This window comes from Azospirillum sp. HJ39 (genome assembly GCF_041507355.1).
Classification (GTDB): domain Bacteria; phylum Pseudomonadota; class Alphaproteobacteria; order Azospirillales; family Azospirillaceae; genus Azospirillum; species Azospirillum thiophilum.
In genome coordinates this window covers 2,922,044-2,943,313 of the sequence record NZ_CP167911.1, presented here as the reverse complement: position 1 = coordinate 2,943,313, position 21,270 = coordinate 2,922,044, and the positions used below count along the sequence as shown (strand labels likewise).

21 protein-coding genes, 1 tRNA gene and 2 pseudogenes are annotated in these 21,270 nt (G+C 67.9%); 12 read left to right on the top strand and 12 right to left on the bottom strand.

The window, feature by feature from the left end:
• Nucleotides 1-63: 63 nt before the first annotated feature.
• The 7 genes from ABMY26_RS27360 (at nt 64) to ABMY26_RS27330 (ending at nt 7,446) form a co-directional block, all read left to right on the top strand.
• Nucleotides 64-1,029 (top strand): hypothetical protein, encoded by a 966-nt coding sequence (locus ABMY26_RS27360; protein ID WP_372397708.1) that lies wholly within the window; start codon nt 64-66, stop codon nt 1,027-1,029.
• Nucleotides 1,030-1,035: 6 nt separating this feature from the next.
• Complete coding sequence (locus ABMY26_RS27355; RefSeq protein WP_372397707.1) at nt 1,036-2,304, top strand: pentapeptide repeat-containing protein; 1,269 nt, start codon at nt 1,036-1,038, stop codon at nt 2,302-2,304.
• 288 nt (nt 2,305-2,592) lie between these two features.
• Nucleotides 2,593-2,874, top strand: a complete 282-nt coding sequence (gene ihfB, locus ABMY26_RS27350) for an integration host factor subunit beta (RefSeq protein ID WP_012972825.1) — start codon at nt 2,593-2,595, stop codon at nt 2,872-2,874.
• Between the two features lie 70 nt (nt 2,875-2,944).
• Nucleotides 2,945-3,340 (top strand): lipopolysaccharide assembly protein LapA domain-containing protein, encoded by a 396-nt coding sequence (locus ABMY26_RS27345; protein WP_045581202.1) that lies wholly within the window; start codon nt 2,945-2,947, stop codon nt 3,338-3,340.
• Nucleotides 3,341-3,395: 55 nt separating this feature from the next.
• The gene (locus tag ABMY26_RS27340; protein ID WP_372397706.1) at nt 3,396-4,355 is read left to right on the top strand and encodes an ornithine cyclodeaminase family protein; all 960 of its coding nucleotides are present in this window, start codon (nt 3,396-3,398) and stop codon (nt 4,353-4,355) included.
• Between the two features lie 190 nt (nt 4,356-4,545).
• Nucleotides 4,546-6,327 (top strand): sensor histidine kinase, encoded by a 1,782-nt coding sequence (locus tag ABMY26_RS27335; RefSeq protein WP_372397705.1) that lies wholly within the window; start codon nt 4,546-4,548, stop codon nt 6,325-6,327.
• Between the two features lie 165 nt (nt 6,328-6,492).
• On the top strand, nt 6,493-7,446 hold the full coding sequence (locus ABMY26_RS27330; RefSeq protein ID WP_372397704.1) for a DMT family transporter: 954 nt from the start codon (nt 6,493-6,495) through the stop codon (nt 7,444-7,446).
• Nucleotides 7,447-7,544: 98 nt separating this feature from the next.
• On the opposite strand, the gene ABMY26_RS27325 is transcribed toward ABMY26_RS27330, so the two are convergent.
• Nucleotides 7,545-8,003, bottom strand: coding sequence for a YkvA family protein (locus ABMY26_RS27325; protein ID WP_372397703.1), 459 nt, complete (start codon nt 8,001-8,003; stop codon nt 7,545-7,547).
• Between the two features lie 195 nt (nt 8,004-8,198).
• Here ABMY26_RS27325 and ABMY26_RS27320 point away from each other — a divergent pair, with 195 nt between their 5' ends.
• Nucleotides 8,199-8,960 carry an SDR family NAD(P)-dependent oxidoreductase gene (locus ABMY26_RS27320; protein WP_372397702.1) on the top strand — a complete coding sequence of 254 codons (762 nt, stop codon included), beginning with the start codon at nt 8,199-8,201 and terminating at the stop codon, nt 8,958-8,960.
• 154 nt (nt 8,961-9,114) lie between these two features.
• Here ABMY26_RS27320 and ABMY26_RS27315 read toward each other — a convergent pair whose 3' ends face one another.
• Nucleotides 9,115-9,312 (bottom strand): hypothetical protein, encoded by a 198-nt coding sequence (locus tag ABMY26_RS27315; protein WP_045581198.1) that lies wholly within the window; start codon nt 9,310-9,312, stop codon nt 9,115-9,117.
• Nucleotides 9,313-9,609: 297 nt separating this feature from the next.
• Between ABMY26_RS27315 and ABMY26_RS27310 the strand changes: the two genes are divergently transcribed.
• Nucleotides 9,610-10,164 carry an NADPH-dependent FMN reductase gene (locus ABMY26_RS27310; RefSeq protein WP_372397701.1) on the top strand — a complete coding sequence of 185 codons (555 nt, stop codon included), beginning with the start codon at nt 9,610-9,612 and terminating at the stop codon, nt 10,162-10,164.
• Between the two features lie 81 nt (nt 10,165-10,245).
• On the opposite strand, the gene ABMY26_RS27305 is transcribed toward ABMY26_RS27310, so the two are convergent.
• From ABMY26_RS27305 to ABMY26_RS27295, 3 genes and pseudogenes are all read right to left on the bottom strand, one after another.
• Complete coding sequence (locus ABMY26_RS27305) at nt 10,246-11,481, bottom strand: argininosuccinate synthase (RefSeq protein WP_045581196.1); 1,236 nt, start codon at nt 11,479-11,481, stop codon at nt 10,246-10,248.
• Nucleotides 11,482-11,575: 94 nt separating this feature from the next.
• Nucleotides 11,576-11,734: pseudogene (locus ABMY26_RS27300) on the bottom strand (SH3 domain-containing protein); the annotation flags it as partial.
• A gap of 63 nt (nt 11,735-11,797) precedes the next feature.
• Nucleotides 11,798-12,103 (bottom strand): annotated as a pseudogene (locus ABMY26_RS27295) (SH3 domain-containing protein); the annotation flags it as partial.
• 251 nt (nt 12,104-12,354) lie between these two features.
• On the opposite strand from ABMY26_RS27295, the gene ABMY26_RS27290 reads away from it, so the two are divergent.
• On the top strand, nt 12,355-13,344 hold the full coding sequence (locus ABMY26_RS27290; RefSeq protein WP_372397700.1) for a 2-hydroxyacid dehydrogenase: 990 nt from the start codon (nt 12,355-12,357) through the stop codon (nt 13,342-13,344).
• A 65-nt stretch (nt 13,345-13,409) separates the two neighbouring features.
• Here the strand turns inward: ABMY26_RS27290 and ABMY26_RS27285 are convergent, their stop codons facing one another.
• The 4 genes from ABMY26_RS27285 to ABMY26_RS27270 form a co-directional block, all read right to left on the bottom strand.
• A complete protein-coding gene (locus ABMY26_RS27285; RefSeq protein WP_372397699.1) occupies nt 13,410-13,898 on the bottom strand; it encodes a MarR family transcriptional regulator in 489 nt (162 codons plus the stop codon).
• 167 nt (nt 13,899-14,065) lie between these two features.
• Nucleotides 14,066-15,601: a lysozyme inhibitor LprI family protein gene (locus ABMY26_RS27280; protein WP_372397698.1), complete on the bottom strand. Its 1,536-nt coding sequence runs from the start codon at nt 15,599-15,601 to the stop codon at nt 14,066-14,068.
• Between the two features lie 87 nt (nt 15,602-15,688).
• The gene (locus ABMY26_RS27275) at nt 15,689-16,336 is read right to left on the bottom strand and encodes a hemolysin III family protein (protein ID WP_372397697.1); all 648 of its coding nucleotides are present in this window, start codon (nt 16,334-16,336) and stop codon (nt 15,689-15,691) included.
• Nucleotides 16,337-16,459: 123 nt separating this feature from the next.
• Complete coding sequence (locus tag ABMY26_RS27270) at nt 16,460-16,726, bottom strand: ribbon-helix-helix domain-containing protein (protein WP_372397696.1); 267 nt, start codon at nt 16,724-16,726, stop codon at nt 16,460-16,462.
• Nucleotides 16,727-16,832: 106 nt separating this feature from the next.
• Here ABMY26_RS27270 and ABMY26_RS27265 point away from each other — a divergent pair, with 106 nt between their 5' ends.
• The gene (locus tag ABMY26_RS27265) at nt 16,833-17,021 is read left to right on the top strand and encodes a hypothetical protein (RefSeq protein ID WP_372397695.1); all 189 of its coding nucleotides are present in this window, start codon (nt 16,833-16,835) and stop codon (nt 17,019-17,021) included.
• A gap of 335 nt (nt 17,022-17,356) precedes the next feature.
• Here ABMY26_RS27265 and ABMY26_RS27260 read toward each other — a convergent pair whose 3' ends face one another.
• The 3 genes from ABMY26_RS27260 to ABMY26_RS27250 all read right to left on the bottom strand — a co-directional run bounded on the left by ABMY26_RS27260 (nt 17,357) and on the right by ABMY26_RS27250 (nt 20,972).
• On the bottom strand, nt 17,357-18,247 hold the full coding sequence (locus tag ABMY26_RS27260) for a LysR family transcriptional regulator (RefSeq protein WP_045581189.1): 891 nt from the start codon (nt 18,245-18,247) through the stop codon (nt 17,357-17,359).
• Between the two features lie 269 nt (nt 18,248-18,516).
• Nucleotides 18,517-19,974, bottom strand: coding sequence for a DHA2 family efflux MFS transporter permease subunit (locus tag ABMY26_RS27255; protein ID WP_372397694.1), 1,458 nt, complete (start codon nt 19,972-19,974; stop codon nt 18,517-18,519).
• Nucleotides 19,975-20,156: 182 nt separating this feature from the next.
• Nucleotides 20,157-20,972 (bottom strand): enoyl-CoA hydratase-related protein, encoded by an 816-nt coding sequence (locus ABMY26_RS27250; protein ID WP_372397693.1) that lies wholly within the window; start codon nt 20,970-20,972, stop codon nt 20,157-20,159.
• A gap of 208 nt (nt 20,973-21,180) precedes the next feature.
• Between ABMY26_RS27250 and ABMY26_RS27245 the strand changes: the two genes are divergently transcribed.
• Nucleotides 21,181-21,255 (top strand) — tRNA-Gly (locus ABMY26_RS27245).
• Nucleotides 21,256-21,270 lie beyond the last annotated feature (15 nt).

The window sequence follows — 21,270 nt, the reverse complement described above, 5'->3', positions numbered from 1 at the left end:
CAGGACCGGGACGGGCTTCGGGCATGCCGGGGACGCGCGGTCGATGGAAACGGGTTGGGCGCTATGAGCGGCGGGTCACTGCTCGAACTGACCGAGCAAGAGTATCTGCAGATGGAGGAGGCCCTGTCGCAGACGGCGCGGGGGCGTGCCTTCCTGCGCATGCGCGACCGGCGCTGTCGTGTCGTCGCCTCCGACGATTTCCACCGGCTGGTCGGCCAGTTGGAAACGCAGGTGAACCGCCTGGGCGGGGCATCTCCCGGCGCGTTCACCGCCTTCGGGCCGGGCGAGGATCCGCGCATCCAGCAGGAACTGACCGCCATCACCCAGGTCGTGCGCGAGGCGCGCAGCGACATCGCCGCGCTGAAGGCGACCGACACCGGATCGAACCGGATCGAGGCGGCGACCGGCGAGTTGGACGAGATCGTCGCGGCCACCGAGCGCGCGACCACCGATATCCTGAACGCGACGGAGAAGATCCAGGAAATCACCATGTCGATGCCGCGGGACGACGCCGATCTGGCCGAACGGATCGATGCGATCGAGGCGTGGTGCATCGAGATCATGACCTCCTGTTCCTTCCAGGACATCACCGGCCAGCGCACCACTAAGGTCGTCAACACGCTGCGCTACATCGAAGAGCGCGTTAACACGATGATCGAGATCTGGGGCGTCGACAGGCTGTCCGTCGCCGCCGACCACCACGCGTCGGGCGATGTCGCCTCGCACCGCAAGATGGGGGACACCCGCCCCGACGCCCATCTCCTGAACGGTCCGCAACTGGGCGGGCCGGAGGTCAGCCAGGACGCCATCGACGCGCTGTTCGACAGCATTCCCGACGTGGCCGAACGGGCGGAGCCGCTGCCGGCCGCCGTGGCACCGCCGCCGCCGCCACCACCACCGCCTCCTCCTCCTCCTCCTCCCGTCGCGAAGCCGGCATCGCCGCCCCCACCCCCGCCGCCCAAGGAGACGGGCGACGGCGGTGGCGGCGGTTCGATCTCCCAGGCCGACATCGACGCCTTGTTCGCGTGACCGGCAATGGCGCAAGACGGCAAATCCCGCATCCGCCTGACCCAGGACCAGCTCGACCGAGTGTGCGAGCGCCATGTCCGATTCGCCGAGGGACGGCCGAACGGCGCCCGCGCCAACCTGCCCTTCTTCGACCTGTCGGGCCTGTCGCTGGCCGGACGCAACCTGACGGGGGCCCATCTGGCCGGCGCCATCCTGCGCGACGCCGACCTGCGCGGCACCGTGCTGGACCATGCCGACCTCTATGGCGCCGACCTGCGCGGGGCCGACCTGTCGGAAGCGCGGCTGTTCCGGACCGACATGCGCGGCGCCAACGTGCGCGGCGCCCGGTTGGACGGTGCCGTCATGGTCGAGGTGGACCTGCGCGACGGCAGCATGGTCAACCGCAACAGTGTCGGCGAACTGAAGGTGGTCGGCTTCGACCCCGGCCCGGCCGACATGGCGTCCGCGCGGCTGACCAATGCCGACATGGCCCGGGCCAAGCTGTCCGGCAGCTTCGCCCGGGCGGCCGATTTTACCAACACGCGGCTGTCCGGCGCCCGGCTCGACCGCACCGACCTGCGCGACGCCAACTTCTCCGGCGCCGACCTGCGCGGGGCCGACCTGAACGGTTCCGACCTGCGCGGCGCCATCCTGGACGGGGCCAGCCTGGATGACGGTGGGCTGGAGCAGGCGATCCGCACCGACGAGCAGGCGCGCGCCGCCTCGCAGGCCTCGGCGGCCGAGCAGGAGCCGGAGGCCGAGGAGACGGTGGCGGCCGAACTGCCGGCCCTGCCGGGCGAGCAACTCGACAGCATGCTGCGACAGCACATGATCTGGCTGGGCACCAGCGGCAAGCAGGGCTGCCAGCTCGACCTGACAGGGCTGAACCTGGAGGGGGCCGACCTGACCGGCAAGGTCCTGACGCTGGCCAAGGGCACCGGCGCCCGGTTGCGTCACGCCCGGCTGAACGGCGCGCAGCTGCAGGCGGCCCAGTTCGACGGTGCCGACCTGCGCTCGGCCGATCTCAGCCGGGCCGATCTGCGCGGGGTGAAGCTGGACCGCGCCATCCTGATCGACAGCCGGCTGGACGGCGCCAACCTGGGCATGCTGCTGGTCAGTTCCGGTGCGAAGGTGATGCGCGCGTCGCTGGTGCGGGCGCGTCTGGCCGGCGCCTCGCTGAGCCAGACCAACCTGAAGGGCAGTGACCTGACGCTGGCCGACCTGACGGGCTGCGACCGGTCGTCGGCGGTGCTGGAGGGCGCCATCCTGGAGGGGACGCGGCTGGGCGGGGCCTGACCTCCAGGCGCCCCTGCTCCTGCTGTCTTGCGCGAAGCCGTTGATTGCTTTCAAATTTTCGTCACGAACCGTGCCGGAGATTGCCGTGCAGGCCGTGGGCGCTTCGGTTGCCGGAGGAGCGGCGCCCTTTCGGCATTCCGGCCATAGTGCGGAAAAAGGGTTGCACCGTAACGGCTTAGCACCGCGGGCGGGGCTTGACGCCTCCCATGCCCGGTGGCACGCTGCTAACCAAGCGCGGCGCATCGCGAACCAAGGCGCCCGCATCGAATTGGGGGAACGTCGACGGTCATGACCAAGTCGGAACTGATCCAACGGTTGGCGGAACGCAATCCGCACCTGTACCAGCGCGACATCGAGAAGATCGTCGGCACCATCTTCGACGAGATCACCGAAGCGCTGGCGCGCGGCGACCGGGTGGAACTGCGGGGGTTCGGCGCCTTCTCCATCAAGAAGCGGGACGCGCGCACCGGTCGCAACCCCAGGACCGGGGAATCGGTTGACGTCGGCGAGAAATGCATCCCTTTCTTCAAGACAGGCAAGCAGCTTCGGGAGCGCCTGAACACGGACTGAACGCCGGGCCGGCCATCGCCGACCTTCGCTCCGTCGTATCTTCCCGCCGGATTTCTGAGGAACCTTCGCCTTGCGCCATCTTTCCTGGATCGTCACCCTTCCCGTGGCCCTCGTCGCGATCCTGTTCGCGATCTCCAACCGCGGCATCGTGACCCTGTCGCTGTGGCCATTGCCCTTCACGCTCGACACGCCGGTCTATCTGGCCGCGCTGCTGGCGCTGGTGCTGGGCTTCCTGGCCGGCGGCTTCATCGTCTGGAACAGCCAGCGACGCCATCGCCGCCGCGCCCGGCGCGAGGGCAACCGCGTGCTGTTCCTGGAGCGTGAACTGAAGGAGGCGCAGGCTCGCGCCGCCGCCGCCGAAAAGCGTCTGGCCGAGAGCACCCGCCCGGTGTCCGGCCCGCTGCCGGGCTCCTCCGGCGGCCTGCCGGTACCGGCGGCCGAAAACCCGGCCCCGACGGTTCATTGATCGATCCGCTCCCTTCTCCGGCCGGGGAGAGGGGGGCGACCGGGCGGGAGGTCCCATGCGCACCGTCAGCGGCGCCGAGCTTCGATCCGTCCTGCACCACCGCATGCTGATCGAGCGGCTGCGGCAGAGCTTCCGCGCCGGCGTGGCGGCTCCTCCGGCCCACCGCCATCGGGTCGAGACCTATGGGGCCAGCGACGGCGCCCTGCTGCTGGCGCCGGCCTGGCAGGTCAACCAGTCGATCGGGGTCAGGATCGACACGGTCTTTCCCGGCAATGCCGGCAGCGACCTGCCGCAGACCCAGGGCGTCTACCTGCTGGCCGACGGCAAGACCGGCGTGCCGCAGGCAGTGTTGGAGTCCTCCGCGGCTCTCGGCCGGCGCAGCGGGGCTGCGGCTTCGGCGCTTGCCGCCTCCTATCTGGCCCGGCCGGATGCGGAGCGGATTCTGGTGGTCGGCACCGGCCCGCTGGCGCTGGAACTGGTGGAGGCCTATACCGCGGTCCGGCCGATCCGCCATGTGCTGGTCTGGGGCCGCGATCCGCAGAAGGCCAAGCGCCTCGCCTCCCGTTTCCACCGTCCCAAATTCCGGATCGAGGCGACTGCCGACCTGGAGGGCGCGGTGCGTGGCGCCGACATCGTCGCCTGTGCCACCGCGGCCTGTGAACCGGTCATCCGCGGCGACTGGCTGCAGCCCGGCCAGCATCTGGATTTGCTGGGAGGCGTGACGCCGGAGATGCGCGAGGCGGACGACGGCTGCGTCCGCCGTGCGCGCGTCTTCGTCGATGCCCGCGACCGGACGCCGGCCGAAGCGGGTGACATCGCGCTGCCGGTTTCATCCGGTCAATTGAGCCCGGGCGATATCGCCGGCGATCTGTTCGACCTGAGCCGCGGCGAACGCGCGGGACGCCGCTTCTACGACCAGATCACCCTGTTCAAGTCGGTCGGCACCGCGCTGGCCGATCTCTGTGCCGCTCAACTGGTGATTGAGATGGTCCTGCACAACGATTCGATCAGATAGCGAGAGGGTTTGGGCACCGGCGACAGGATTTGGCGGCACCCCGGTTCGATAGGCCGGAGTCGCAGCCCCGCATCGCCAAAAAACGGTGTTACGGCACGCGTCGTCCTGAGCTACTGTTGCGCGATCATCCTTGCCGTGCCCGTCGTTCGGCGCGGCGGAGCGCGCCGATGGGAAAGGAACAGCGACTTGCATGCTCCTGCCCGCCCAGCGTCCTGACGATCCCATGATGGACGGCGCCCAGTCCTTCCGCACTCCGCGACTGGAGGCCGCCATCGGCTGGCTGGCCGCTTGCGGCTTCCTGTTCCTGGCTGCCGTCACCGCGATCGTCGGCGTGCAGTCGCGCGAACGGGCGGTGAGCGGGGCGCAGGACCGCGCCCAGTCGGCGGTCCGTGTCCTGGCGGAACATGCGGCGCGCCTGTTCGATGCCGCCGACCTGCTGGTCGAATATGCAGCCCAGGAATCGGCGGGCCGGTCATGGGACGAGATCGCCCGGTCGCACGGGTTGTGGGACAAGCTGAATGCGCAGCGCGCGCGGCTGCCCTTTCTGGACGCGGTCTGGCTGAACGACGGATCGGGGTTGCTGCGGCTGACGACGGTGGCTTTCCCGGCCCCCCATTCCGACGCATCGGACCGCGAGGCCTTCCTGTTCCATCGCCATGACCCGACGCCCGGCAGCGGTGTGGACCGGCCTCATATCGGGCCGCGCATCATCGGCCGGGTGACCAACAGGGCGACCTTCCTGCTCAGCCGCCGGCTGTCGGAGCCGGACGGCCGCTTCCGCGGCATGGCGTCTGTGACCATCGATCCGTCCTATCTGTCGGGCTTCTACAAGGAGCTGGACGTCCCGCACGAGCCGGTGACGATCCTGCTCCGTGCCAACGACCTCGACGTGCTGGTCCGCGAACCAGGCGAGGCAGCCGGCATGGAGGCCGGCCCGATACCGCCGAACGATCCGGTCCGGCGGGCGATCATGGCGGCACCGGCTGGCGGCGTTGCGCGCGACGACGCGGTCATCGTCGCGCACCGGCAGGTCGACAGTTGGCCGGTCCATGTGGTGGTGCAACTGGAGTTGGCCCCGGTGCTGGCCTCGTGGCGCCGGCTGATCGCCCCCTATGCCGGGCTGGCCGCCGCCGCCGCACTGGCGTTGGCGGCCCTGTCGATCTTCGGCTTCCGGCAGGCGCGAGCCGCCCGCCGGGTGCAGCGCGATCTGGAATGGCGGGTCCGCGAACGCACGGCCTCGCTGGAGCGGACCATCGGCGAGCGCGACGCGGCGCTGGCCCAGAAGGACCTGCTGATGCGCGAGGTCAACCATCGCATCAAGAACAGCCTGCAGGTGGTGTCGAGCCTGCTGGGCCTGCAGGGGCAGGCGGTCGGCGATCCGCGGCTGAGCGGCCATCTGCTGGAGGCCGGGCGGCGCGTCCAGGCCATCGCCGACATCCATCGGCTGCTCTACCGGGTCGACGACATCCATTTCATCCCCTTCCACGATTATCTGACCGAGCTGTGCCGGGAACTGGAGCATTCCGCCCAGTCCGAGGGCGGGGGGTGGCGGCTGGAACTGGCGGTGGAGCCGGTCGAGGTGTCGACCGACCATGCCGTGCCGTTGGGGCTGCTTGCCAACGAACTGGTGATGAATGCCATCAAGCATGCCTATCGACCGACCCCCGCCACGCTCGGCTCCGCCGCAGGCCGGCAGGAGAAGGAATCCGGCGGGGACAATATGATCGCCGTCGCCTTGCATGCCGACGGCGATATCTTGCGGATGAGCGTGTGCGACCGCGGCATCGGGTTGCCGGCCGATTTCGACTGGCGCCGCAGCCGCAGCCTGGGCATGCGGATGATCCACACCTTGTCGAAGCAGTTGGGTGCCACCCTGACGGTGGAGAACACCGACCCCGGCGTTTGCTTCACCATCCGCCTGCCATATCGGACCGCGGGGAACGGGAGGAATACACGTCATACGGGAGTATGACTGCTTACCTAGGTTGTATTTTCCTTGCACAGGCCCGATTTTCTCTGGAGGATCGTCGCTGCGGCCCTGGGAGCGGCCGGGTGGCGCGGCCCGATGTTCGCGCTAACGCCACGGACAACAGACCCGACAGACCCCCCTGATCGCCTTGCCGAGGGACGACCGACCGTGACCGTTTTCGCCTCTCCGCCAATGGGCACCAGCCCGCACCTGCAGGCACCGACGAACCGGCTGCTGTTGGGGGCCGGTTTCATGCTGCTTTCGGCGTTGCTGTTCGGGATCGGCAATGCGGCGGTGCGATGGGCATCCACCGTCATGGACCCTCTGGAGGTCGTGTTCTTCCGCAACCTGTTCAGCCTCCTGTGGATGCTGCCCTGGGCATTGACGGCGGGGGCGCCCGCCTGCCGGGCGGTTCTGGCGGAACGGCGGCTGCTCCCCTATCTGACGCGGGCGACGACCAGCCTCTGCGCGATGGCGGCCTGGTTCTACGCCATAGCCCATCTGCCGCTGCCGACCGCGACGGCGGTCAGCTTCGCCATCCCGCTGTTCGTCACGGCCGGGGCTGCGCTGGTTCTGGGCGAGCGGGTGCGGCTGCGGCGCTGGGCTGCGGTGTGCGCCGGTTTCGCCGGCGTGCTGATCGTCCTGCGGCCGGGCGGAACGCCGGTCGATCTGGCCTTCACGGCGCTGTTCGTCCATTGCATCGCCGCCGCCACCACCGTCCTGCAGATGCGGGTGCTGAGCCGCCGGGATGGGGCGATGGTGGTCGTCACCTTCCTGGGACTGCTGGTCACGCCGATGGCTCTGGTGCCGGCGCTGTTCGTCTGGACTTGGCCGAGTTGGAGCGTGTTGGGCGCGCTGGCCCTGCTGGGCGGGCTGCTGACGCTGGGGCAACTGGCGATGACCCGCGCGCTGGCGTTGGCCGAATCCTCGGCGATGATGCCGTACGACTATGCCCGTCTGCCCTTCACCGCGTTCGTCGCCTGGCTGGCCTTTGACCAGACGATGGATCTGTGGGGCTGGGTGGGGGCTGCGGTGATCGCCGCATCGGCGCTCTATACCATGCACCGTGACGTGGCGGACGAGCGCAAGGCTGTGGCGCTGGGATCGGCACAGGCCGATTAGATCGGATCGCGTAAAATCGGCATCGATTTGAAGCGTGAATCCGATCGCCAAAACCCAAGGCTAGAGTTTCGTGCGTTTAAACTGAAACGCACGAAACTCTAGAGGCTATCGGCGCCTGCCTCGTCTCCTGTCCCGCTGCCTGCTTCGCTGCGCGCGGTTTCCGTCCGCAGGGCCTGTTTCGCCCGGTCCCAGTGTGCCGGGGTAAGGTTCGTGCGCACCGTGTGGATGGCGGCGGCCAGCACCGCGGCGTCGTCGGTGAAGCCGGCGATCAGCAGCCAGTCGGGCACGGCGTCCACCGGCAGCACGAAATAAGCCAGAGACCCCAGCAGGATCGCCTTCGCCCGGTAGGGAGTGGCGGGATCGGTCGCGCAGAAATAGGCGGCCAGCAATTCTTCCAGGAAGGGGACGCGATGCAGGTTGGCGCGCAGCTTCTGCCAGAAGCGGCGGCGGACCAGCCGTTCGTTTCGCTCGACCCGCACGGGATCGGGAATCGCCAGCGCAGTGCCGGGGGACGGAAGGCCGGCGGCGGAATGGGGGGGGACGGACGATACGGTCATGGAGGCTCGGATCCCCTCAAATCTGCAGATGGTGCAGCCGGTGCCGGTGCAACGCATACCGTCACGTCGATGTTTCCTCACCATACGGTGTGGTATGGTTCGCCGGCCATCTGGTAAACAACAAGTGCGATCGTTCCCTGTTGGACACAAGGCCGGCGCCATGGGCCGATCGGCTGCAATTAAGGAGGAGATGCCATGAACATCCAGGGTCTGTCCGCCATCGTCACCGGCGGCGCTTCGGGCATGGGGGCGGCGACGGCGCGCCATCTGGCCGGGCTCGGTGCCAGGGTGACCGTGCTGGACGTCAACGAGGACGCGGTGCTGAAGACCGCGCACGAGATCGGCGGGCTGGGCCTGGTCTGCGACGTCACCGACGGCGCCTCGGCCGAGCGGGCGTTCGATCAGGCTCGTTCCGTCCATGGCCCGGCCCGCATCGCGGTGAACTGCGCCGGCATCGCACCGGCCCAGCGCATCGTCGGCCGCGACGGTCCGATGCCGCTGGAGAGCTTCCGCGCGGTGATCGAGGTCAACCTGATCGGCAGCTTCAACATCCTGCGGCTGGCTGCTGCCGACATGGCGAAGCTGGAGCCGCTGCCGAGCGGTGAGCGCGGCGTGATCGTCAACACTGCCTCCGTCGCCGCCTATGAGGGACAGATCGGGCAGGCCGCCTATGCCGCGTCGAAGGGCGGAATCGTCGCCCTGACCATCTGTGCGGCGCGCGACCTTGCCCGCAACGCCATTCGTGTGATGACCGTGGCTCCCGGCCTGATCGGGACGCCGATGCTGCTGAACATGCCGCAGGAGGTGCAGGACAGCCTCGCCGCCACCGTCCCCTTCCCCAAGCGCTTCGGCACGCCGGAGGAGTACGCCCGCCTTGTCCAGCACATCTTGGAGAACGAGATGCTGAACGGCGACGTCATCCGGCTGGACGGCGCCATCCGCATGGCTCCGCAGTAATACCATCGGTCATTGACGATGACCGCTGGCATCCGCGCCGACCGGCGCGGCGACGGCCCATGCCGCCGAAGCTCCCGATCCTGACAGGTCAGGATCGGGAGCCGCTGGTATAAGCGCTTTTGCGTGCCGGGACCGCTCCGCCGGCCTTGCGCCCTCAGCCTTCCGCCATGGCGGCTTCGTCCGCCCGCTCCGCCTCGCCCAGCAGGTCGATCAGCAGCGTGGTGCAGTGTTGAAGCCGCAGGTCGGCGGTCGCGGTCGCCATGTCGCGGCCGGTCTGTTCCTGCCAATCCCGCAGCATCAGCGCCAGATGTTTCCGAACATGGTCTTCCCGGTCGAGGCGTCGCGTCGCCATGTCGCTTCTCCTTCCCTTGCCGATCGATCCTGAGGGCAAATCGAATCCGGGCTGTTTTGTTCCCCGGCCCACTCTGCGCCAATCTTCGTGTACCCTCCAATTGGGTAGCAGTCCCCTCCACCAAAAGTCGGGGCCCAAGATGGTCACAGCGATGATCGGGGAGGGGGCCAACGACCGGAGCCGTTGCCGGAGCCATTGCCGGAGCTACTCCGCCCGACCATGTCGATGGCGGTAGGATATCGTCGTGGCCCGCGCGCAAGCAGACCCGTCACCCGTGAAAGAAAGGACTACCGCCTTATGACCGACGCAACGGTGCGTGCCAAATTGCTTGGGCTGCCCGGCAGCCTGCGCAGCAACTCCAACTCCCTTGCTGTGCTGCGCGGGCTTCAGGGCGCCCTGCCGGCCGATGTCGGGATGGATATCCGCGATCTCCGCCTGCCGCTCTACGATCAGGACATCGACGGCCCCGACGCCCCGGCGGAGGTCCATGCCTTCCGCCAGGCCATCGCGGAGGCCGACGGCGTCGTCATCGTCACGCCGGAATACAATTACGGCATGCCGGGCGTGCTGAAGAATGCGTTGGACTGGGCCTCGCGCCCTTACGGCAAATCGGCGCTGATCGGCAAGCCGGTTCTGGTCGTCAGCAATTCTCCCGCCTTCACCGGCGGCGTGCGTGCGCACCAGCAGGTGAACGACACGCTGCTGGCGGTGTCGGCCAATCTGGTGGGCGGCCCGCAGGTCGTCATCGGTACGGTCGGCGAAAAGATCAAGGATGGCAGGCTGGTCGACGAGGCCGTGCTGAAATTCACGCTCGGCATGGTCGACAAGCTGATCGCGGCATCCGGCAAGTAGAAGCCCGGCAATGCAAGAAGGGGACGCCACGGCGGTGGCGTCCCCTTCCTTTCAAGCCGGCCGCTTCGAGGAAGCCTGCGTTCAACCGATCTTCTGCTTGGCCATCGCGCCCAGGCGCAGTCGGAGCGCGTTCAGCTTGATGAAGCCTTCCGCGTCCTTCTGGTTGTAGACGCTGTCCTGCTCGAAGGTCACATAGTCCATGCGGTAGAGCGAGTTGGGCGACTGGCGGCCGACGACCGTCACGTTGCCCTTGTACAGCTTCAGGCGGACCGTGCCGTTGACCAGCGACTGGGTCTGGTCGATCAGCGCCTGGATGGCCAGACGCTCCGGGCTCCACCAGTAGCCGCAATAGATCAGCTCGGCGTAGCGCGGCATCAGCTCGTCCTTGAGGTGCCCGGCGCCGCGGTCGAGCGTGATGCTCTCCATGGCGCGGTGGGCGACCAGCAGGATGGAGCCGCCCGGGGTCTCGTAGACGCCGCGCGACTTCATGCCGACATAGCGGTTCTCGACCAGGTCGAGGCGGCCGATGCCGTTCTCGCCGCCCAGCCGGTTCAGCTCGGTCAGCAATGCCGCCGGCGACAGGGCCTTGCCGTCGATGGCGACCGCGTCGCCGTTCTTGAACTCGACCTCGATGTAGGTCGGGGTTTCCGGCGCCTTCTCCGGGGCGACGGAACGGGTGAACATGTCCTCGTCCGGCTCGACCCACGGGTCTTCCAGCGCCTTGCCTTCGTAGGAGATGTGCAGCAGGTTGGCGTCGGTCGAATAGGGCGCCTCGCCGCGCTTGTCCTTCGCGATCGGAATCTGGTTCTTCTCGGCGTAGTCCAGCAGCGTGGTGCGGCTGTTCAGGCTCCACTCGCGCCACGGCGCGATGACGGTGATGTCGGGCTTCAGCGCGTAGTAGCCCAGCTCGAAGCGGACCTGGTCGTTGCCCTTGCCGGTGGCGCCATGGGCGACGGCATCGGCGCCGACGAGGTTGGCGATCTCGATCTGGCGCTTGGCGATCAGCGGCCGGGCGATCGAGGTGCCGAGCAGGTAGGTGCCCTCGTACAGCGTGTTGGCGCGGAACATCGGGAAGACGAAATCGCGCACGAACTCTTCGCGCAGATCGTCGATGAAGATGTTTTCCGGCTTGATGCCCAGAAGCTCGGCCTTCTTGCGGGCGGGCTCCAGCTCCTCGCCCTGGCCGAGGTCGGCGGTGAAGGTCACCACCTCGCAGGAATAGGTTTCCTGCAGCCATTTCAGGATGACCGAGGTGTCGAGGCCGCCCGAATAGGCGAGCACCACTTTCTTGATCTGTTTGCCGGACGCGCCGCTCATTGGACTGCTCTTGCAGAAGAGAAAGGTAAGGCCGCGACCGTACGGCCTTTCCCGTCCGCCTTCAAGCCCCGGTTCCTGGCGAAGCGCCCTGTGCCTACTCGATCTTCTCGCCGGGATAGGTGCCCCAGAAATCGGCGCGCTTCATCCAGCCGCGATAGCCTTTCAACTCCACCTCGCACCAGTCGTCGCGGCACTTCTTCAGCGAGCCGACGACCCCCGGCTCGGCCCGCGCCACGATGGCGCTGTCGGCCCGTGGCGCCTCATGGACCGTGCGGGTCTGGCCGACGATCAGGGCGCCGCGCCGGCCCGACAGGGCGCTCTGGTGCACCCAGCCCTCGGCTCCTTCCCAATCGCGGATGCGGCGCCAGGTGTCGAACTCCTGGACGATCTCCACCGGCATGTCCTTGCGTCGGAAGACCCATTCGATCGGGTAGTTGCCGTTGGGGCCGGAGCGCAGGTTCAGTTCGCCGACGCGCACCGTGACGAAGCGGGGGATCGGCAGGCCCGAGGCATGGGTCGGATCCTTGCGGCTTTCGCTGCGTCCCTGCGCCGCACTGCCGGAGACCGCGCCGAGCCCGGCGAGCAGGGCCAGCGCGGCAAGGACTGAGCGGCGGACGAGCATGGCGGCACCGGAGTTGGCAGAGGAAGCGGAAATCGGGCGGCACTATAGAGACCACCCGTTCGATAGGGCAAGCGCCGCCGCCCCCGCCGCCACTCCCGATTGACCCGGCGGGCGTGCCGATATCCGCCGATATCCCTGTCGCAGGGCGGGCTTTCGCGACGGACAACTGGACAGCCCCACGACCGCTTGGTATGGCAACCATGGACCGGATGAGCCTCGCAAACGGGCGGGGCAGGGGAGGACCAGCACCGATGACCGACAAGAAGAAGCCGCTCGTTGTCGTCACCCGCAAGCTGCCGGACGTCATCGAGACGCGGATGATGGAGCTGTTCGACACCCGGCTCAATCCGGACGACGTTCCGTTGACGCCCGCCCAGATGCAGGACGCCATGGCCATCGCCGAGGTCCTGGTGCCGACCGTGACCGACCGCATCGACCGCGCGCTGATCGAGGCGGCAGGGCCGCAGCTTCGGCTGATCGCCTCCTTCGGTACCGGCGTCGACCATATCGACCTGAAGGCGGCGCGCGAGCGCGGCATCATCGTCACCAACACTCCCGGCGTCCTGACCGAAGATACCGCCGACATGACCATGGCGCTGCTGCTGGCCACCGCGCGCCGCGTGGCGGAGGGCGAGCGGCTTGTCCGGTCCGGCCAATGGACCGGCTGGGGCCCGACCACCATGCTGGGGCACCGCATCAGCGGCAAGCGGCTGGGCATCCTGGGCATGGGCCGCATCGGCTCGGCTCTGGCGCGGCGCGCGCGCGCCTTCGGCATGTCGATCCACTACCACAACCGCCGCCGCGTCCATCCCGAGCTGGAGCAGGAGCTGGAGGCGACCTATTGGGCCAGCCTTGACCAGATGCTGGCGCGGATGGACATCATCTCCATCAACTGCCCGCACACGCCGGCCACCTATCACCTGCTGTCGGAACGCCGGCTGAAGCTGCTGCGCCCGCATTGCTACATCGTCAACACCTCGCGCGGCGAAGTGATCGACGAGGTGGCGTTGACCCGCATGCTGTCCAAGGGCGAGATCGCCGGCGCCGGGCTGGACGTGTTCGAGCATGAGCCGGCGGTCAACCCGAAGCTGCTGCGGCTGGACAATGTCGTCCTGCTGCCGCACATGGGCTCCGCCACCATCGAGGGCCGGATCGACATGGGCGAGAAGGTGGTGATCAACATCAAGACCTTCATCGACGGCCACACGCCGCCCGACCGCGTGCTGGAAGCGCTGCTTTAGGGAACCGCTTCCCGTTCCTCCTCTTCCGGCCCACCGGAGGAGGGGGCAACGGGACACGGGAGACTTCAGGGGGGGGAAGCCGCCAGGGCTGGAGACAGGACGGGAGCCTCCAAGGCAGTCCCCGCCGGTGGTGAGGGGGCACCCTGCAATTCAGCCTCCAGCCGGGCCTTGGCGGCCGCGGCCACGGCCTCGTCCGTGCGGATCTGCGCCATGTCCTCGTCCGTGACGGCACCGGCGGCGATCACCAACTCGGCGAAGTCGGAGAGATGGACGCTGCCCTTCACGGTGCGCTGGACCAGCACGTTGCGCTTGTCCTCCGCATCGCGCTTGCGCTTGACGAAGCCAAGCACCGACAGCCGGTCGAGCGCGCGGGTCACCGCGGGCTTGGAGATGTTCAGCAGGGATGCCAGACCGCGAACGGTGTGTGGCGGGTCGGTCAGATAGACCTGGAGGAGGATCGCCAGTTGGCGCGCCGACAGGTCGGGGCCATCCTGACGCACGCTGGCGACCAGTGCTGTGCGCCACAACCCAAGCGCCTTGAGGTTCCGTGCCATGCCTCCCCCCGGAAAGCCGCGTCCGGTCCCGCAACCGGAACAGGCGACGCCGAAGTGTCGCTTACCCGAACGATGCAGGCAAGCCTTTCAAGGTCGCCGACTTAAGGCCGCCGACGGACAAGGGCGCACCGCAGGTCCTTCCAGCCGGACGGGCGCCCTGCCTTCCGTTACCGGGCTTCCCGTTTCAGCACCGCCGGTTTGCCGTAGCCGCTGGCCAGCACGCCGCCGCCGGCGAGCGGAACCAGGGTGACGCTGCCGCCGGCCGCGACCGCAGCGAGGCTGATCGCCCGCGCGGCGGCATCTGGTGCCGGGGCGACGCCCGCCGCCTTGACCTCCTTGGGGTCGAAGGGTGCATCCTCGCCTTGTCCTGTCACGTCGTAGCCGTCGCATTCGCTGCCGACGCAGATCGTCGTGGCGTCGATGCGCGCCTTGCCGGCAGGGGTGGCGAAGGGCGTGCCCTCGGCCGCACCGCCGCTCCAGCTCCAGGATCCGCGCAGCCAGTCGGGGATGCGGGTGTCATTTTGGAGGTCCAGATTGTCGGCGATCAGGCCGATGCCGCTGCCCAGCCCCTGGGCGGCCACCGCCTGGGCCAGACGGCGGGCCTCGGCGGCGGTCATGCCATAGCGGCTGGCGAGTTGGGGAGTCCAGGACGCCACCGCCGCATCGACCGCCTTGCCGAGGCGTTCGCCCCAGCCGGGCGCGATCCAGCGCGGGTTGGTCCAGCCTGCGGCGTCCTTGACCAGCGGAGCCAGTTCCGGCGCCTCGCCCAGGAACAGGCGCGGATCGACCGCCGATTTCAACCGGTCGATGCCCATCTGGCGGTAGCTGGCGAAGCGGATGGTCCCGGTGCGGTTGGATGCGGCCTCCAGCATCGGGGCCAGCATGTCCTCCACCGTCTTCCAGGCCGGCGTGGCGAGGAGGGCACCGTCGTCCGGGCAGGCGGGCGGGGCACCGAAATTGTCGCGGCTGCTGCCATAGAGCGGCTCCATCGCCTTCCAGGCCGGCGTGCCGCGCTGTTCCATCACCGAACAGGGCCAGGCCATTTCGACATCGTCGCTGACCACGCGCAGGGCGGTCAGGAACCCCTCGTCGGTGGCGGGATCGACGCTGGCGGCGACTTCGCGGGCGAAGGAATCGCCGATGCCTTCGACGGCCTCGCGCAGCAGCGCCTCGGCCTTCTTGCGGTCGGGGGAGGGGCCGAAGCGCAGCAGATAGGCCGTCCATCCCTTGCCCAGCCCGCCACGGATGTCCGCCAGCCGTTTCGCGGCGCCGGCCGGGTCCCCGGCGATGCCGTCGACGATGGTGGCGACGGCGGCGACCGCCTTCGGCAGCGACTCGGCCAAGGCGGTGCGACGGGCATCGAGAACCGGGCCCAGGCAGGCGGTAACGGACCCCGCCGAAGCGCATTGGTTGCGCTGGACCAGCCACGCCTTCTGCTCGGTCCGCAGGCGTTCCCGGTCGGCATTGCCGGACAGGGATTGCAGGGTCTTGTAGCTGTCGGCGAGTTCCTGGTCGGCGTCGGCCAGCTTGGGATCGGCGCAGATCGCCTTCTCGACCGGGGTGGAGGCCGCCTTGCAGTCGAAGGACGGCGCCGCCCGGACGGTGCCGGCGGGAAGCATCAGCGGCAGGCAGATCAGTGCCGCACCGGCAAGCGCCGCCCGCCCATGCGGCGGTACCGGCAGGCGGATCGACGGTCCCATCATGTCTCCCCGGGGTTGTGACCCGCGGAAGATACGGAATTCGCGACCGCTTGTCCCTGCCCGACATGCGGCGTGCGGCAGGAAAGGGGCTTACGGCAGGAAGGCCGCCGAGACGGCCGTGAAATGGCAGGCGGCGGCGGCCAGCACCAGCAGGTGCCAGATTGCGTTGTTGTAGGGCATCCGCTCCATCAGGTGGAAGACGACCCCCACCGTGTAGAGCAGGCCGCCGGCGACGAGCAGCCACAGCGCCAGCGGTGGCAGCGCCGAGCCCAGCGGCTCCAGTGCGGTGACGACCGCCCAGCCGAGCCCGAGATAAAGCACCAGCCCGAGCCGTTCGAACCGCCCCGGAAAGCGCAGCTTCAGCGCAGCGCCGACCGCCGCCCCGCTCCACACCGCACCTCCCAGCCCGGCGCCCTGACCGAGCCCAAGCGTGAATGGCGTGTAGGTTCCGGCGATCATCACGAAGATCATGGCATGATCGACCCGGCGCAGCAGCGCCTTGCCGAAACCGGGGGGAGCGAGATTGTAGGCCGCCGACGCCGACAGCATGCCGACCAGCCCCAGCCCATAGATCGACAGGGCGAGGGCGGTCCGCACCGGGACCGCGTCGGAAAACACGGCGCTGCCCAGCAGCCATATGAAGCCGGCGACCCCGGCAACGACCCCGACGGCATGGACGACCGCATCGGCCCGTCGCTCGCCGGCGCTGTAGACGGGAAAATCCTGGGCATCCGGCATTGGCGCATCCGACGCGTGAAGAAGGCCTGCGGCAAAACCGCCACCGCTGTTCGTTCAGGTACGAACATGGGGTGCCGGCCGCAGTCGCGCCACGGGTGATGTCCGATGGTGGAGCCGGGCCGGTTACTCGGCGGCGACGGAAAGGGACTGTGCCCGGTGCCGCGGCATCGGTTCGGTCAAGGCGGCCGCCCGCCGGAAATAGCATAGGGCGTAGACGCGGACGCAGCCCGTGAGGTTGTCGCTGTCGTAGCGCTCGGCGTCGATCAACGTCACCAGCTCGCTCATCGTCATTCGCTCGCGGGCACAGATTTCCTCGAGGGACTCCCACTCGACCGGCATCAGCTTCATGCTGGTCCGCTTGCCGTTCACCCTGACGTTACGCATGAGCATGGGAACCTCCATTCCTGTCGCATAAACAGGTATGCGAAGTGACGAGGGACATGCTGTGAAGTTCTTCACATAGGATATCGTCTGCCCAACCGGATCGGAGGCAGGGATGACGGATGGCGACGGTTATGGTGACGCCCTGCGCGCGATCATCGAGGAGGCTGCCGCGGCGCGCTCCGCCTTGTGCGAGAATGAACTGGTCATCCGACTGGACAACATCCTGGCGATTGCGCGGGCAGCGCTCGAAGAACAGAGCCCGGACGTTGCTCCGCTCTCGCACTCCGGATCCCGCCCATAAAAAAAACCGCCGCTAACCCATTGGATTAGCGGCGAGTTGAACAGGGAGGCTTCACGTCTGGGAGACGCTGGGTCCGAGGACCCAACCCCGGAGGGGAGACCTCCGGGACGAAACATCGGGTGCTGCGTCGCAGCATCCAACGATCAAAATTTGACCATTCCGCTGCCAACTTTCCAGGCATAAATGAATAAATCTACCATGCAAGCCACGCATGGCTAAAACTGTCGCTTAGACGGCTAATAAAAATGCCGAAATCGGCCGGGCTGCTCCGGAAAGATGGTGCAGCGCGGTCGATTTCGGCAATGCTGTTACAAATTGCTGAAAACTGTCCCGGATCAGAACGGGGTTTCTGCCACTTTTTTGACCAGGAAGTCGCGGAAGACCGCGATGCGCTTGGAATGGCGCAATTCTTCGGCATAAACGAAGTAGGCGTCGACCTTCGGCCCGTCGACGTCCGGCAGGATGCGGGTGACGTCCTTGGAGAAGCTGTCGACCAGGAAATCGGGCAGTGCGCCGATGCCGAGCCCGCTTTCCACCGCCCGGTAGATGGCATAGACGCTGTTGACCTGCAGGATCGGTTTGCGTGCGGGCGACGGGTCGCCCATCTCCATGATCCAGTTGACGTTGGGGATCGGCGCCCGAACGTCGGGCGGGTAGGTGATCAGGTCGTGGCTGTCCAGCTCGGCCAGCGTCTTGGGCGTGCCCCGCTTCTTCAGGTAGCTCTGGCTGGCGTAGAGGTGGAAGCGGATCGACATCAGGTGCCGCTGGATCAGGTCCGGCTGGCGCGGCGTGTTCATGCGGATGGCGATGTCCGCCTCGCGCATCGCCAAATCCAGCTCGTCGTCGTCGATCAGAAGCGTCAGTTGGATGTCGGGATAGATCGACATGAACTCGTTGATGCGCGGAGTCAGCCAGGTCGAACCGAAGGCGACGGTCGTCGTCACCCGCAGCGGGCCCTTGGGATGCTCCCGGCTTTCGGTCAGCATCGCTTCCGTCATCGACAGCTTGGCAAAGACGTCGCGGGCGGTGCGGTGCAGCAACTCGCCCTGCTCGGTCAGGATCAGCCCGCGGGCATGCCGGTGAAACAATGGAACGCCCAGGCTTTCCTCAAGCGCGCTGATCTGTCGGCTGACCGCCGATTGGCTGAGGTTCAACGTCTCGCCGGCATGCGTGAAGCTGCCGGCTTCGGCCACCGCATGGAAAACCCGAAGCTTGTCCCAATCCATCATGCTGTCCCGCCCCAGTGCGCAACCGCCCGGAGCCTCCCGTTTTCTTGAGGACGGCGCATGGCCGCCATGCATGTTTATAGCGGGAACGCGCCCGGAACGCACGCGCTACCAACCCTGACTCGCACGAAAATTAATCATGATCGCCGGAATTATTCTCATCCGAAGATGCAGCGGTTTTCAGATATCCGCAGACGGGATAGGGGTGTTCCCGGTGCTCGCCAACGGAGGAGTCCCCGGGTTCGCCCAGACTTAGCTAATCCGCTTTGCTAATCCGCGGCATCGGGCAGGGCGGCCCTGCGCTCATCGTCCGGCAGGGATACCGACGGCTTGCGCATCCGGCCGCCGGCAGGTCCGGTGACATGCCCGCTGATCTCGTCTCCGGCTCCGGCGGGCAGGCGCCAGAAGAAGACGCTGGAGGCGCAGGCCATCAGGCCGACCGTCAGGAAGGCCGGCACGAAGGAGGCCGGGGTCAGCGCGCCGCTCCATTGCACGGTCAGGTGCAGGGCCGTTGCGCCGACGGCGACGCCCAGGCTCAGCGACAATTGCTGCATCACGCTGGCCAACGTGTTGGCGCGGCTGGTCATCGGCTGCGGCACCTCGGCATAGCTCAGTGTGTTCATGCCGGTGAACTGCAGCGAGCGGAAGAAGCCGCCCAGCAGCAGGGCGCCCAGGATCACCAGATGCGGCGTGTCGGGGCGGAAGGCGCCGTAGCTGCCCAGGATCGCGCCGCTGACCAGCGAGTTCACCGCCAGGACGAGGCGGAAACCGAACCGCCGCAGGATCGGGCCGGCCAGCGCCTTCATCGTCAGCGCCCCCGCCGCCCCGGCGAAGGTCAGGGCGCCCGACTCGAAGGCGGTCAGGCCGAAGCCGATCTGCAGCATCACTGGCATCAGGAAGGGCACGGCGCCGATGCCGATGCGGAACAGCGTGCCGCCCAGGACCGAGGCGCGAAAGGTCTGCAGCCGGAACAGCGCCGGGTCGAGCACCGGCCGCACCACCCGGCGGGCATGGCGCAGATAGGCCGTCGTCGCCACCAGCGCCACCGCCAGCAGGATGGCCACGGCATAGGGCGGCAGCAGGTCGCGCCCGATATTCTCGAAGCCGAACATGAAGGCGGCCAGCGCCAGCGAACTCCACAGGAAACCGCGGGCGTCGAAGGGGTCGCGCTGCTCCTCCTTCAGGTTGGGGATCAGCGCCAGCACCAGCCCGATGCCGATCAGCCCGATGGGGACGTTGATGAAGAAGATCCAGCGCCAGGAGGCATAGGTGGTGATGGCGCCGCCCACCAGCGGCCCCAGCGCCGGCCCGATCAGCGCCGGCAGCGTCATCCGCGCCATCGCGGTCACCAGCTGGTCCTTCGGCACCGTGCGCAGCAGGATCAGCCGTCCGACCGGCACCATCATCGCCCCGCCGATCCCCTGGACGATGCGGGCGGCCACCAGCTCCGCCAGACCGTTGGACAGGCCGCAGGCGATGGAGCCCAGCGTGAAGACGCCGATGGCGCTGGCGAAGACGGTGCGCGCTCCGAAGCGGTCGGCCGCCCAGCCGCTGACCGGCAGGAACACTGCCAGCGCCAGCATGTAGGAGGTCATTGCCAGGCTGAGCCGCAAGGGATCCTCGCCCATCGAGTGCGCGATCCCCGGCAGGGCGGTCGCGATGACCGTCGAGTCGAGATTTTCCATGAACAGGGCGCAGGCGATGATCAGCGGGGTGACGCGCGACATGACGGACCGTCAGGCAGGAAGCGGAACCCTACGAATGTGAGGCCTTCCGCCGCCATGACCATCGCACATGCGAAAGCCCTGCCATGCGTAAGTTGGAAGGCCCCGCCGGTTCCCGGGAGGTTCGGGGGGCTCCCTGATGTCCGAGCAGTTCCTGCAAGCTATCCCGGCACGGCCTTCCAGGATCACCGCCCGGTGAACACCGGTTTGCGCTTGTCCAGAAACGCGCGGTAGCCCTCGCGGAAGTCCCGGGTGCCGAAGCAGCGGTAGCACTCGGCGATCTCCACCTCGCTCAACGGAGCCGGGTCGGACAGGCGATGGACGTAGCGCTTGTGCAGCGTGGCGGCCAGCGGCGCGCCGGCGGCGATGCGCCGCGCCGTGGCGGCGATCTCCGCCTCGAAGTCTTCGTCGGGAACGGCGCGGTGGACCAGATTCTTGTCCTTGGCCTCCGCCGCGCCGAAGACCCGGCCTTCCAGCAGGATTTCAAGGGCCGCCGGGCCGCCGGCCACGTCGGCGACCAGCTTCAGCTCGGTCGGTCCCATCGAGATGCCGAGCCGGCTCACCGGCACGCCGAAACGGCTGCTTTCCGAACAGACCCTGAGGTCGCAGGCCAGGGCGACCGCCAGACCGATGCCGCAGCACGGTCCGTCGATGGCGGCCAGCACCGGATGGCGCAAGGACCGCAAGCCCTCCAACCCCTCGTCCATCAGGTCGCCGTAGGCCGCCCCCTGTTCGGGGCTGTTGCGTTCGCTCTCGAACTCCGAGATGTCGGCGCCGGGGGAGAAGCTGCGTGCACCCGTGGATCCGGGGCCGCCGCGCATCACCACGACGCGGACCGTGTCATCGGCCTCCAGCGTCTCCAGATGGCCGATCAGGTCATGCCACATCGGCTTGTCGAAGGCGTTCAGCTTGTCCGGGTTGGACAGGGTCAGGGTGGCGACGCCGCCGTCGTCGTGGTCGTCGCCGCTGTCGTCGCGCCCGAGAGTGATGGTGCCGGCCATGCCGCAATCTCCATCCGTTGCCGTATGGCCGGACACCATAACCTTCCGATGACGGGACGCAAGGCATCCGGAGCGATGTTGCCTCAGGGAGGCGGCAGGGGTCGACAGGGGGGGGAAAGGGATGTTGGAAAAAGTGACGGCGGGGTGAATTTTTCTCTTGCGGCGGAGGTCGTGTTTCCGTAGAAAGCGGCTCCCGGACGACGGGAGCGCGGGCGTAGCTCAGGGGTAGAGCACAACCTTGCCAAGGTTGGGGTCGAGGGTTCGAATCCCTTCGCCCGCTCCAGTTCTCCGGTACAGC

What these genes read in the sequence shown, in the direction of transcription:
- ABMY26_RS27360 (WP_372397708.1), top strand. Translation starts at nt 64, where the DNA reads ATGAGCGGCGGGTCACTGCTCGAACTGACCGAGCAAGAGTATCTGCAG.
- ABMY26_RS27355 (WP_372397707.1), top strand. Translation starts at nt 1,036, where the DNA reads ATGGCGCAAGACGGCAAATCCCGCATCCGCCTGACCCAGGACCAGCTC.
- ihfB (WP_012972825.1), top strand. Translation starts at nt 2,593, where the DNA reads ATGACCAAGTCGGAACTGATCCAACGGTTGGCGGAACGCAATCCGCAC.
- ABMY26_RS27340 (WP_372397706.1), top strand. Translation starts at nt 3,396, where the DNA reads ATGCGCACCGTCAGCGGCGCCGAGCTTCGATCCGTCCTGCACCACCGC.
- ABMY26_RS27335 (WP_372397705.1), top strand. Translation starts at nt 4,546, where the DNA reads ATGCTCCTGCCCGCCCAGCGTCCTGACGATCCCATGATGGACGGCGCC.
- ABMY26_RS27325 (WP_372397703.1), bottom strand. Translation starts at nt 8,003, where the DNA reads ATGACCGTATCGTCCGTCCCCCCCCATTCCGCCGCCGGCCTTCCGTCC.
- ABMY26_RS27320 (WP_372397702.1), top strand. Translation starts at nt 8,199, where the DNA reads ATGAACATCCAGGGTCTGTCCGCCATCGTCACCGGCGGCGCTTCGGGC.
- ABMY26_RS27315 (WP_045581198.1), bottom strand. Translation starts at nt 9,312, where the DNA reads ATGGCGACGCGACGCCTCGACCGGGAAGACCATGTTCGGAAACATCTG.
- ABMY26_RS27310 (WP_372397701.1), top strand. Translation starts at nt 9,610, where the DNA reads ATGACCGACGCAACGGTGCGTGCCAAATTGCTTGGGCTGCCCGGCAGC.
- ABMY26_RS27305 (WP_045581196.1), bottom strand. Translation starts at nt 11,481, where the DNA reads ATGAGCGGCGCGTCCGGCAAACAGATCAAGAAAGTGGTGCTCGCCTAT.
- ABMY26_RS27290 (WP_372397700.1), top strand. Translation starts at nt 12,355, where the DNA reads ATGACCGACAAGAAGAAGCCGCTCGTTGTCGTCACCCGCAAGCTGCCG.
- ABMY26_RS27285 (WP_372397699.1), bottom strand. Translation starts at nt 13,898, where the DNA reads ATGGCACGGAACCTCAAGGCGCTTGGGTTGTGGCGCACAGCACTGGTC.
- ABMY26_RS27280 (WP_372397698.1), bottom strand. Translation starts at nt 15,601, where the DNA reads ATGATGGGACCGTCGATCCGCCTGCCGGTACCGCCGCATGGGCGGGCG.
- ABMY26_RS27275 (WP_372397697.1), bottom strand. Translation starts at nt 16,336, where the DNA reads ATGCCGGATGCCCAGGATTTTCCCGTCTACAGCGCCGGCGAGCGACGG.
- ABMY26_RS27270 (WP_372397696.1), bottom strand. Translation starts at nt 16,726, where the DNA reads ATGCTCATGCGTAACGTCAGGGTGAACGGCAAGCGGACCAGCATGAAG.
- ABMY26_RS27265 (WP_372397695.1), top strand. Translation starts at nt 16,833, where the DNA reads ATGACGGATGGCGACGGTTATGGTGACGCCCTGCGCGCGATCATCGAG.
- ABMY26_RS27260 (WP_045581189.1), bottom strand. Translation starts at nt 18,247, where the DNA reads ATGGATTGGGACAAGCTTCGGGTTTTCCATGCGGTGGCCGAAGCCGGC.
- ABMY26_RS27255 (WP_372397694.1), bottom strand. Translation starts at nt 19,974, where the DNA reads ATGTCGCGCGTCACCCCGCTGATCATCGCCTGCGCCCTGTTCATGGAA.
- ABMY26_RS27250 (WP_372397693.1), bottom strand. Translation starts at nt 20,972, where the DNA reads ATGGCCGGCACCATCACTCTCGGGCGCGACGACAGCGGCGACGACCAC.